The organism is Fulvivirga kasyanovii, assembly GCF_009711405.1.
In the GTDB taxonomy this organism is placed as follows: Bacteria; Bacteroidota; Bacteroidia; order Cytophagales; family Cyclobacteriaceae; genus Fulvivirga; species Fulvivirga kasyanovii.
In genome coordinates this window covers 15,727-28,452 of record NZ_SMLW01000624.1, presented here as the reverse complement: position 1 = coordinate 28,452, position 12,726 = coordinate 15,727, and the positions used below count along the sequence as shown (strand labels likewise).

The following is a 12,726-nucleotide window of genomic DNA, read 5'->3' as shown; positions in this document are numbered from 1 at the left end:
GCTCACCCGTAACTATGATGCGGAATACGGATACCGGGAGGCCGTTGAAGATGTTGACGATCCAAAACTCAAGAAATTTTTTAAAACCTATGTTGAGCAGAGGTATAGGTTTGGGCATGACCTGAAAGGGGAGATCAAGAATTTGGGAGGCGACCCTGAGAAGGGGAAAGGAACCAGTGTAGGGAGTGATTTGCATAGAAAATGGATGGACTTAAAGAAGGCAATAAGCAGTAATAGTGAGGAAGCTATACTTGAAGAATGCAGAAAGGGAGAGATAACCACCTGGGGAGATTACAACGAAGTACTGGCCATGCAAGACCTGCCACCAACTACCAGCTCATTGCTCAAAAACCATAAAACCAAAATAGATGAAGCTATTTTTCAACTCATGGAGTTGAAAATGCAATACGCTTAATATTGGAAAACATAACTCACTTTAGAGATGATCTTATAGTGTCAATATATTAGAACAGCTAAACAAGAAATCTCTTTAACAAAAAACTGAGGCCGTTCAAACATGCTTTCCGGGACGGCCTCTTTTTGGTTCATGTTGCGTGTTGATAATCAGTGATTTATGCGCTCATGTTATAATCTTTAATTTATCGCTGTTAAATTGTCCTATTTCATAAAGATAATTTAACATTTGCTCTTCTTGGTTTTTAATGGGTATTCTCTACCTTTACCCTAATAATCAACTACTTAAACCTATCCTCATATGAAACAACTTTACAGACTATTGTCAATAGTTCTGATGATGCACATTTGCCTGGGTGCTTACGCTCAGAGCATTTTTATCAACGAAATTCATTACGACAATGATGGAGCCGACACCCAGGAAGGTGTCGAAATCGCAGGACCTGCCGGGACTGACTTGTCAGGTTATACCCTGGAATTTTACAACGGCAGCGGAGGGGCTCTATATGCCTCTGTTTCCCTTTCAGGGATCATTACAAACCAACAAAATGGCTACGGAGCCATTTTCTTTGATCAGGCAGGTGTTCAAAACGGATCACCAGATGGTCTGGCTTTGATAGATGCCGCAAATAATGTTATTCAGTTCCTTAGCTATGAAGGCGCCTTTACTGCTGTAGGTGGTAGCGCAGACGGATTGCTTAGCACCGACATTGGTGTGAGTGAAAGTGGCTCAACTGCTATTGGTAATTCACTGCAGCTAGCCGGTAACGGTACAGAATATGCGGATTTTAGCTGGCAGAGCGACTCACCATCAAGCTACAATGCCATTAACGCCGGCCAGAGCTTCGGTGCGGTTGAGATCAATCCCGTGATCAATGAATTTGTATTTAATCATACAGGTTCCGATACCAATGAGTTTGTTGAGATCTATGGCGCCCCGGATACTGATTACTCAGACCTTTGGCTGCTCGAAATAGAGGGAGACAGCCCGTCAGCAGGTATTATTGATGAGGTTATTCAGTTAGGGACTACTGATGCGTCAGGTTTTTGGACTACCGGACTGTTAAGCAATGCCTTTGAAAATGGTTCTGTATCGCTTCTATTGGTTAAAAATTTTACCGGCTCATTGGGAGATGACCTTGACCCTGAGGATGATGGCGTACTGGATACTTTATCATGGGAGTCGGTGATTGATGCAGTAAGTGTTTACGATGGTGGCACTGGTGATCTTAATTACCTGGGCACACAGCTTACAGCCGATTTTGATGGTTCCACATTCACAGTTGGGGGAGCATCCAGGATTCCTGATGGTCAGGATAGCGACACATCCAGTGATTGGATTAGAAATAGCTTTGCAGGGGCCGGTTTGCCTGATTTCCCTACAGCAGAAGCTGAACCCGGAGAGGCCATCAATACACCCGGCGCTTCAAATACCATACAGGACGGACCCGCGGCAACATTGGTTATCAATGAGATAGATGCTGATACTGACGGTACGGATATTGCCGAGTTTGTGGAACTTTATGACGGAGGTGTTGGAAATACATCGCTTGACGGATTAGTATTGGTATTTTATAATGGTAGCAATGATCAAAGCTACAACGCTTTTGATCTGAGTGGATTCACTACTAATGCGCAGGGTTATTTTGTACTAGGAAATACCGGAGTACCCGGCGTATCCATTGAATTCCCATCCAATGGCCTGCAAAACGGCGCAGATGCCGTAGCACTTTATTCCGGTACAGCCGCTGATTTTCCTTCAGGCACTTTGGTGACTGAGATAAATCTTATTGATGCAGTGGTTTATGATACCAACGACAGTGACGATGCAGAGCTTTTGGTGTTGCTAAATGCCGGTCAGCCACAACTCAATGAAGATATGAATGGCAATAAAGACCTTCATTCCTTACAGAGGTATCCTAATGGAGCTGGCGGCCTCAGGAACACCGACACATACCTGGCAGCTATTCCAACCCCGGGATCGGCCAATACCAACCTCACTGAGCCTTTAAGTATCGTGATCAACGAAATAGATGTAGACACTCCGGGATCAGACGAAGCAGAATTTATTGAACTGTACGATGGCGGCGTGGGCAATTCACCTCTTGATGGCCTGGTAGTTGTGCTGTACAATGGCAACGGTGATGCCAGCTATAATGCGATTGACCTGGATGGATACACTACCAATGCAGATGGCTATTTTGTGCTTGGTAATGCGGCTGTTCCTAATGTTGATCTCATCTTTGCAAACAATGGTTTACAAAACGGAGCAGATGCTATTGCACTTTACCAGGCAGATGCGACTGATTTTCCTAATGGTACACTGGTAACTACCGCAAACCTTGTTGATGCAGTTGTTTATGGTACTAATGACAGCGACGATGCAGAACTTCTGGTGCTGTTGAATGCTGGCGAAGCCCAACTCAATGAAGACGCCGGAGGAGATAAAGACAATCAATCACTTCAACGGTTACCCAATGGTTCCGGAGGAGCAAGAAATACCTCATCCTATGCAACTGAAACTCCTACACCAGGAGCAGAAAATGGTGGCGGTGTGGTTGAGCCAGGCGAGGTGATCACCATTGCAGAGGCTCGTGCCAAAGCCATAGGAGAGCCAGTAACGATTCTCGGTATACTTACAGCAACCGATAACTTTGGTGGCCCTGCCTACCTCCAGGATAGTACTGCGGGTATTGCGGTGTTCGATGCAGCAGTACATGGAGATATGCTGTTCCAGATTGGTGATTCAGTAAAGATCACTGCTGTTCGGGATGCCTTCAATGATCAGGTGCAGTTGGCCAATGTTTCTGTATTAGAAAACTTCGGTCCGGCCAGCCAGCCTGTTGTTCCAAAGGTGATCTCTCTTAGCGAGTTGAGCCTGCATCCCGGTGAGTTGGTAACAGTGACCAACATTACTTTCCCTCAACCCGGTCACTTGCTTTTTGGTAATTCCAACTATTCAATTAGTGATGCCAGCGGCTCAGGAGAGCTCCGGATAGACGCAGATGTCGAGGAACTTGTAGGATATGCCCAGCCGGATACCTGTAGTGTAGTGTCCGGAATTGTTGGTCGTTTCCTGAATATTTACCAGTTATTGCCCCGAAACGCCGGAGATATGCCGTGTGCACAGAAGTACGAACCTATAGGTGATGACCTGAGTATACCTGTTTCCGAAACCTTTGATATTGCGGCTTGGAATATTGAGTGGTTTGGAGATGAAAATAATTCACCTGCAGCAGGTAATCCTAACTCAGATGCTATACAAAAAGATAGTGTAAAAGCCATTTTGCAGCAACTTGATGCAGATGTAATTGCAGTAGAAGAGATCACTGATCTGGCTTTATTCGACCAGTTGATCAGTGAACTACCAGGATATGACTATGTACTTTCTTCGGCTACCTCTTATCCGGGAAGTGCAGATGCTCAGCATGTTGGATTTATTTACAATACTACTACGGTAGTGCCTGATACTACAGCATCAAGAGCACTTTTGTCAACGGTTCATCCATTGTACAATGGTGGCGATGCTTCATTCCTCACAGGGTACCCTGAGGATCCCTCACGTTTCTGGGCCAGTGGAAGATTGCCCTACATGCTGGTGGCTGACGTCACAATAAACGGTGTTACCAAGAGACTTCATATGGTAGCCGTGCATGCCCGTGCCAATGGCAGTTCAGGTGCCCAAAGCCGGTATGATATGCGTAAGTATGACGTAGAGGTACTAAAAGATTCTTTGGATACTTATTATGCAGATGCCAATGTGATCATGCTGGGTGATTACAATGATGACCTTGACTTTACTGTTGCTGATGGAGTATCATCTTCTGCATCTACCTACGAAGCCTATGTGATGGATACGGCATCATACGAACTGCTGACGTTAACGTTAAGCGAGCAGGGCTTCCGCTCTTATGTGTTCAGAGAGAATATGATCGACCATATTATTTCCTCTGATGAGCTTGCAGAAGCCTTCATTGATGGCTCGGCCAGAGTCGGTTATCAATACTATGACAGTGATTATGCATCAACAGTGTCCGATCATATGATCGTATCTGCTCGGTTTGAATTTGAAGAAGAGGTTACCTTCAATGATTTTACAGCAGTAAATGTAGTTTCATTTGTTCAGGGAAAAAGAAGGAATGGCAGACCGGTACACTGGACAAGAAGCTATCCTGAAAAAGCCCTGGGACAACCACTTGAAAACTTCTATTTCAACTTCGTAAGCCTTGGCTTCGGAGGAGAGATCACCCTGGAACTCGACAATTACATGTACGATCTGCAGGGCAATGAATTCAGACTTTTTGAAAGTACATTCGGTCCTCTCAACTTGCCGTGTTACTGGTATCCTGAGTCTGCCGAGGTGTTCGCATCAGACAACGGGTCAGACTTCTATTCACTCGGTACCACGTGCCAGGATGGTGAGTTTGATCTGGCCACTGCAGGCATTAAAAAGGCCAAATATATTCGCATTAAGGATGTATCCCAGCCGTCAAACTTCTTTGGCAATGCTGATGGTTATGATGTAGATGGTATCTATAATCTTATTCCTGAAAAAGGCAGAAACGGAGCAAGAACAAGTGCCCTGGAAGATCATGAAAACTATGTGCCTAACGAAGTGAGTGGCTTTGAAGTATCTGTTTACCCTAACCCATTCACTAGTTTTGTAAACCTTACCTTTACGTCGGAAGAAGATGCGCAAGCTACTATACAGGTATTGGACATCATGGGCAAAGTGCATGTACGCAGGGATGTTGACCTCATTTTTGGGGTAAATGAATATCAACTTGATATGGAAAGCCTTCCTGAGGGAATCTACATCATCAAAGTGCAGAGTGAACTTGATGGTCTGGAGCAAACCCTTAAGGTGGTAAAAGAGTAACAATAATTTAAGATTATATAAGCGCCCGGGTGGAGTTATTTCATTCGGGCGCTTTTGTTTTTATGGGCTTAGAACAGCTTATAATAGATCCATTTGATGAGCATGACAAACATAATGGAGGCAGGGTGATAAATGATCACCAGAAATACCATGCTGCTTTCACCTGAACCTTTTAGGTTAAAAAGTCTGATCGTACCTGCACAAACCAACCAGGAGATGAGCAGATAGACTATGGATAAGCCTATTGAAATAAAAAAGTATAGCCACGGGGACGTTGCCGGCCACACCAATATCGAGTTAATAATGATGAAGAGAAAATAAAACAAACCTGCTACAGTCCATGTGGCATTCACGTCATTTGGCCTGTAGATAACCATGGCCAGTATGGAAAGCATCTGAGTGATCAATAATTGATAAACAGGCTTTTGAAGAAGAGATAACATGGGTCATCGATTTTATTTGAATATAATCATTTTCCCGATGCCAAACACTGGCATTAGCCCAACAATGTCAGCAGAACACTGTTGTTTCTGATAATCATAGAAAAACCGTAGGAAAACACTAAATTGTATTCATGGGGCGCGATTCTCAGTTTGTTCAGATTGGTAAACGCAAGTTGGAGCTTTCTAACCTTACCAAGGTACTGTACCCGGATGATCACATTGTGAAAGCTGAAGTTATCCAGTATTATCTGTCTATTGCCCCAACTATTCTTTCCCACATAAAAGGTCGTGCGCTTTCCCTGATCCGTTTTCCTGATGGTATTGATGGCGAACGGTTTTTTCAAAAGAACAGGCCGGAATGGGCACCTGACTGGCTGGAGTATGTGGCCTTGGGCAGCGAGCAGAAGAAAGACTACATCATGGCCACGGAGGAAGCCTCGCTGGTATGGCTCGCCAATATGGCCTGCCTTGAGTTACATCAAATGCATGCCAAACGCCCCCATCACGACCATCCCGACTATATTGTTTATGACCTTGATCCTCCCGAAGGGTACGATTTTGAGGAATTAAAAGGCCTGGCCTTTAACTTAAAAGATCACATTGAATCTTATGATTATCAATGCTTTGTGAAGACTACCGGAGGGAAAGGTTTACATCTGCTGACTCCGGTGCAGGCAAAATGGACTTTCGATGAGTGTTTTGAGGCTGCCAAGAACATAGCACAACCCTTTGTGGAGAGACAAAAAGAGGCAACACTCAACATTAAGAAGGACGCAAGAAAGGGTAGGGTATTAATCGATATTTACCGAAACAGGAGCAGTCAGACCATTGTAGCGCCCTACAGCCTGAGGGGCTATCCCGGGGCGCCGGTTTCGATGCCGCTGCCATGGGAGGAACTTGAAGATATCGGGAACTCGCAGGCCTATACTATCAAAACAGCACATGAGCGGGTAATTGAGTATGGCGATGCCTGGGAAGGTATGGGAGCTTATGCGGTAGAACTGCACACGAAAAGAAAATTAGGGTCAAAAGGCAAAGTTTTAGGGACAAATAAACACTATAAATCTCCTGAGCAGCTTAATGAATATGGAAAAAAGCGTGACTTTACAAAGACACCGGAGCCCAAGGCTCTTTTCAGCGGTGGTGATGATACGGGCTTTGTAGTACACCGCCACCATGCCTCACACCTGCATTATGACCTTAGGCTTGAAGAAGGTGGCGTACTGAAATCATGGGCAGTGCCCAAAGGCTTGCCCTCGATGCCCGGGATCAAAAGACTGGCCATGGAAACAGAGGACCATCCCCTGGAGTACATCACCTTTGAGGGTGAGATCCCTAAAGGGCAATACGGTGGTGGCAATATGTGGATCTATGCCAATGGCAGATATGAAATAAGCAAAAAGAAAAAAGATGGTTTTTACTTTACCCTCAACAGCCCTCAGGTTAATGGTGAATATCGCATGCATCAAATGAAAGGTAAGGAATGGCTTTTGGAACGTGTAGATACACCGCAAATAGACTGGCTTAACACACCGGCAGAACCCATGATGGCCAGTACCTCCAATAAGGTGCCTGTGGGTGACGAATATATTTATGAACTCAAATGGGATGGCATCAGGAGTATTATCATTATTAATGAAGGTGAGGTTAATATCTGGAGCCGAAACCATAAAAACCTGAACAAGCAGTTTCCTGAATTGATGGCTGCAGATAAAGCTTTTAGAGTTACCAATGCTGTAATTGATGCAGAAATAGTTTGTTTCGATAAAGCAGGTAAACCTGATTTTAAAACAGTAATTCACCGAATGCAGCGTACCGGGGCTTCGGAAATAGAAAGAAGCTCTAAAAAATATCCGGCTTACTGCTATGTATTTGATATCCTGTACCTGGACGGAAGGCCGCTCATCAACGAGCCTCTGCTCAGGCGTCGCGAGTGGTTGCAGGACTCTTTGAGAAAGGACACCCCCTACAGGATGAGCGAAGCTGTTAAAGAAGGGAAAGAACTCTTTGAGGCTACTAAAAAGATGCAGTTGGAGGGAATAATGGCGAAAGACGGCAATAGCAGGTATACGCCCGGCAAAAGGACCACAAACTGGGTGAAGATAAAGTCAAGACAAACGGCAGAGGCGCTTATTATAGGTTATACCCCGGGCAAAGGAGATAGGGAAGGAGCGTTGGGAGCCTTGCATCTGGGGCAGTACGTTGATGGCAGGCTGGTGTATCGCGGTAAAGTAGGCACAGGGTTTAATGATAAGATGATCAAAGAACTCTTCGCTGACCTTTCTAAATTACCCGAAATAGATAAGCCTGTGGATGAAGACCCATTAGATAAAGCTAAAACTACCTGGGTAGAGCCCAGACTGTTTTGCGAAGTTGAATATACGATGATCACAGGCAATGGCAGTTTCCGGGAGCCGGTTTTTTTGAGGTTGCGACCGGATATGCAGGATTGAATTTGCTAATAATGTTGACTATTAACACATTATATTCATATATTTATATTATTACTTGATGTGCTTCGACACGTTGAGGGAATAAACAATCAGAGCGCTCTTTTCGTTATTTAACAGAACCCTTAACCCCTCAAAACCATGAGAGCTATTTGGAAAGGACATATTCGCTTTAGTCTGGTAACTATTCCAATCAGGATCTACACTGCCATTGACTCCACCGAAACCATACGGTTCAACCAACTGTCAAAAGAAACCAAAAACCCCGTAAAATATGAGAAAAAAGATAAAGTAACGGGTGACGTTTTGAAGGCCGATGACATTATCAAAGGCTATCAATATGAGCCGGGCCAGTATGTTATTATTGGTTCGGAAGATTTGGAGAAAATAAAGCTAAAAAGCACCAAGGTTATTGAAATAGAAGGGTTTGTGAATGCAGATGAAGTTCATCCTACATTATATGATTCACCTTATTTCATTGGCCCTGATGGTGATATTGCCGCCAAAACCTATGCCTTGTTAATGCAAACGCTGAAACAATCAGGAAAAGTAGGCGTAGGGCGTGTGGTGTTGAGAGAGAAAGAGAATATGGTGCTACTTACACCCTATGGCAATGGCATCATGCTCTATAAGCTTAGAAGCCCTAATGAGATCCGGGACATGGCTGATGTGCCGAAGATAGATGAGGTAAATGAAGCAGATAAAGAGCAGCTTAAACTGGCGAAAACCCTCGTTGACTCTATGAGTAAGCCCTTCGATAAAATAGACATGACAGATCATTATCATGAAGCGCTCAAAGAAATGATCCATGCAAAAATAGAAGGTAAGGAAATTGTATCTTACACTGAGGAAGAGCCAGAAGTGGTGGATATTATGACGGCCTTAAAAGAGAGTATAGATCAGGCCAAATCGCAGAAAAAGCCTATGAAGAAGGCTACCGGCAAGAAAGCAAAGAAAACCGAAGAAAAGGAGCCGGCCAAAAGCAGAAAACAGAAAGTGGGTTAGTAATCAGTAAAATCTACTGAAGTGGCAAAAATAGTTAAGTTCCCGATCAACAACAGCGCTAAGCTGGGCTATAAGAAGGTTCGTAAACGTAAGTGTGTAAACCTTGAGGACTTTGGCCAGCTTAATATGTTTACAGCTCCGCCAAGCGAGGCACGCGTAGTGAGCATGCAGAGCTATGAGAGCGCTTTTGAGCAGGCACTGTATCTGGATGAAGAAAATAGCGAACAAGCCGCTGAATACTACTGGAAAGCTATTAAAGCAGGTGAATGCGTAGCGGATGCATATTGCAACCTTGGTATACTTGAGTCTGCCAGAGAAAACTACGTAAAAGCTATCGACTGCCTTACGAACTGCCTTAAGCATGACCCCAGACACTTTGAAGCACATTATAATCTCGCCAATGTTTACTCCGAAGTAGGAGAACTGAACCTGGCCAAGCTCCATTATGAAATCTCCATAGAGATAGAACCCGATTTCGAAAGTTCCTATTACAATCTTGGCCTGGTAATGGCCATGCAAAAAGATTTTAAGGATGCAGTCAGAGTACTGACCAAGTATAAAGAACTGGCCACTGACAGAGAGCGGGAAAACGTAGAAAAACTCATCAACAGCTTACAGCGATCAATGAAATCAAAAGCACAGTAAACCCCACTGATTATGGACTCAACTGCAGAATTAATCCTACAAGGGCATTTTAGTAAACTCCGCGATGCCATCAACCAGCAAGCCGAGGCCGAAAAGCACGAAGGAGAAGTACTTACCCTGCTAAAGCAGACCTTCAACTATTTTGATGACAGGGAGCGTAATGGCGCACTTGATACCGAAGGCCATAAACTACACCAGCAATTAGCCGAGCTTCTCGACAAAATCCATGACAACGAAGCCATGGACATCCCCGGCAAACTCCCCATGCAAAAAGCCAAGCCCGGAAGGAAGGCTGGTGAGCAGAGGAAGACGGGAAGTTGAGGGGTAGGTGTGGGTTGCTGGTTGAGTGAACGGAAAATTCACCTACAGAAGGAAAGTGGCTGTCTGAAGCACCAAAAAATGAGATATCAACTGGTCATAAATCAACACATCGAATAATTGTGTCATTGGTAGGAGGCACTACGAAGTGATCTTCCGATTCTGAGCAAGGACTGTCTGTATTACGGTTAAGTTTGTCATTCACAACAAGGGGATTGCTTTGTCGTTTCCCGAAATTTTTCGGGACAGGCTGTACCTCTCTCCGCGCAATGACGGTCAATTTTACCGTTTACTGATTACCCGATCACCGATTACTAAAAACGCTTCAACTACCCAACCTCAACGTAAAAGTAGTACCTTCACCATATTTGGAGGCCACTGAGATGTTGGCGCCTAGTTTGTCCACTGTATCCTTAACGATATAAAGGCCCAGGCCGGAGCCTTCGGCACTTTCTGATGCCCGAAAGAACATATCGAAGATCTTGACGAGGAATTCCTCTGGTATGCCCTGACCATTGTCCTTTATTTTAACTTCAGTATATTCTGCGGTTTTGGCGGCGATTACCTTGATGAATGGTCTGGGTTGATCATAGTTGTGGTATTTGACGCTGTTGGTGATCAGATTGCTAAAGATTATCTTTAGCCTGCTGGGGTCTGACTTGATAGTAAAATCAGGTTCATATTCCTTAAACAAATCTACTCTTTCAGCTTTTTCAAAGTATTTTAGCTCAGCCACTATTTCATTAATAATGCTGTCAAGTGCGACTTCTTTCAGCTCGATTTCCCTTTTTGTATTGATGGAGTAGTCCATAATACTTTTAATGAAATCCTCCAGCCGTAAGACGCTGGAATTCATGATCTGGAGATAGTGCATCTGTCGCTCGCCCGGATTATCCATTTTTGCCAGGTTGATCAGTCCCTTTAATGATTTGAGCGGGGCTACCAGGTCATGGGATGAGCGGTAAACAAAATTGTCCAGCTCGGTATTCATGGTTCGGAGGTCTTTGTTTACGTTTTTTAGCTGTTCCCTTTGTGCCACCAGTTCGGTTGTCCTTTCTTCAACCAGGCATTCCAGTTGCCGGTTGATCCTGCTGAGATGTAAAGTCCTAAGCCGAACGAGCAGGTAGATTGATGCTACCAAAATCAGTATGACCACTACGGCAAACCAGTTAGACAAGTACCAGGGTTTATGGACATGATATGTAAGCGTGGCAGGTTGACTCTCCATACCATTTAACAGACGCGCCTTGACATAAAATGTATATTGCCCTCCATTCGTGTGCCTGTATTCTTTCTTTACATCATTATTCCATTCGGACCAGCCCTGATCAACACCTTCAAGGAAATAGCTATATTCCAGATCCGCTTTGTCATACCCCGGAGTGGCAAAGTGAAATGTTACGGGTAATTCATAGTGGACACTCAGGTTGGCTAAATACGGGGTGGTTAATGTTTTTTCTTCGGAGGTCACTTTAGTTATTATTGTTGCCGGAGGTGAGGACGGCTGATTCAAAACCGGCCACTGTAAATAGGTGATGCCATAGTTTGAAGCGATCCAAAGGTTATTACGTCTGTCTTGCATAGGCTCTCGCAAGGAGTTGGTTGAAAGCCCATCATTTTTGGTAAGGGTTTTAACGATCACCCCATCTTTATTCAGAAATATTAACCCGTTGGCCCAGGTGGAACACGCATACAAGCTGTCACGCCAATGAACTACGGAGTACAGTTGACTTTTGGTTAAAATATCATTGGCATCAACTTGCCATTTCTCTATTATTCCCTTTTCTTCATCAAAAAGATACAATCCGTGCGAAGAAGTGAAGATGATGTGTTGGTTGGCGGGGCCCGGTAAAATCTGAAAGGCAGCATCTTCCTTAAATTTTATTTTATCACTCACAAATACAGCACTATCCCCTTCAAACCTCACAATATTTCCATTAAATATGGAAGCATAAAGTTTACCATTGACCGGAAAGAGATAAGCATCTTTAACCGGTATATGATGCATGTTGGTGCCATCCCATCGTAAAATTCGGTCATAGGAGAGGAAATAAACACTTTCTTTGAATATGATCGTTTGCCACACTTCGTTAATGGTGGAATCAGCACTAACTTGATTCCTTAATGAGTTGTATACCAACGTGCCTGTTGAGTCTTTTTTCGCGTATCCAAATTCATTAAAGCCCCCTACGTATAAGGTATTATCCTCACCTTCGGCCATAGAGAAAATGCCTGAATAGTTCTTTATTGTGTGAAGTTGCCATTCGCTTCCATCATATTGAAGGATTCCGTCCTCGTTGCCAAAATAATATATACCATCACTGGCCTGTATTCCCATGTAATTAAAAGACGTCGCTTTGTAACTGCCTGTATTGAAATTCCTAACTATTATAGTGTCCTGCTGTGCCAAGGAGGAAGTAGCAAAAACAGACAATATAATATAGAGGAGTAACTTCACCTGTATTTGACTTATAAGTAAGGCCTCCTATGTCTGAGACATAAACATGGCCACTTTGATGGTAATTAATATTAAGGATAAACAACAAATGTATAAAAAACCGAGCAGAAATGC

General features: G+C 43.9%; 8 protein-coding genes. 6 read left to right on the top strand and 2 right to left on the bottom strand.

Features of this window, described 5'->3' with window-relative positions; translation table 11 throughout:
- The coding region (locus E1163_RS20710; protein WP_155174372.1) for a ferritin-like domain-containing protein at positions 1-415 on the top strand (415 nt) is incomplete at its 5' end.
- Between the two features lie 300 nt (positions 416-715).
- Positions 716-5,293: a T9SS type A sorting domain-containing protein gene (locus E1163_RS20705; RefSeq protein ID WP_246223796.1), complete on the top strand. Its 4,578-nt coding sequence runs from the start codon at positions 716-718 to the stop codon at positions 5,291-5,293.
- A 68-nt stretch (positions 5,294-5,361) separates the two neighbouring features.
- Here the strand turns inward: E1163_RS20705 and E1163_RS20700 are convergent, their stop codons facing one another.
- Positions 5,362-5,736 (bottom strand): hypothetical protein, encoded by a 375-nt coding sequence (locus E1163_RS20700; RefSeq protein WP_155174371.1) that lies wholly within the window; start codon positions 5,734-5,736, stop codon positions 5,362-5,364.
- Between the two features lie 131 nt (positions 5,737-5,867).
- Between E1163_RS20700 and ligD the strand changes: the two genes are divergently transcribed.
- From ligD to E1163_RS20680, 4 genes are all read left to right on the top strand, one after another.
- Positions 5,868-8,189 carry a non-homologous end-joining DNA ligase gene (gene ligD / locus E1163_RS20695; protein WP_155174370.1) on the top strand — a complete coding sequence of 774 codons (2,322 nt, stop codon included), beginning with the start codon at positions 5,868-5,870 and terminating at the stop codon, positions 8,187-8,189.
- A 138-nt stretch (positions 8,190-8,327) separates the two neighbouring features.
- Positions 8,328-9,191, top strand: a complete 864-nt coding sequence (ku, locus tag E1163_RS20690) for a non-homologous end joining protein Ku (protein ID WP_155174369.1) — start codon at positions 8,328-8,330, stop codon at positions 9,189-9,191.
- Positions 9,192-9,212: 21 nt separating this feature from the next.
- Positions 9,213-9,836 carry a tetratricopeptide repeat protein gene (locus E1163_RS20685; protein WP_155174368.1) on the top strand — a complete coding sequence of 208 codons (624 nt, stop codon included), beginning with the start codon at positions 9,213-9,215 and terminating at the stop codon, positions 9,834-9,836.
- Between the two features lie 12 nt (positions 9,837-9,848).
- Positions 9,849-10,157, top strand: coding sequence for a hypothetical protein (locus tag E1163_RS20680; RefSeq protein ID WP_155174367.1), 309 nt, complete (start codon positions 9,849-9,851; stop codon positions 10,155-10,157).
- A gap of 322 nt (positions 10,158-10,479) precedes the next feature.
- Here E1163_RS20680 and E1163_RS31560 read toward each other — a convergent pair whose 3' ends face one another.
- Positions 10,480-12,612, bottom strand: coding sequence for an ATP-binding protein (locus tag E1163_RS31560; protein WP_155174366.1), 2,133 nt, complete (start codon positions 12,610-12,612; stop codon positions 10,480-10,482).
- Positions 12,613-12,726 lie beyond the last annotated feature (114 nt).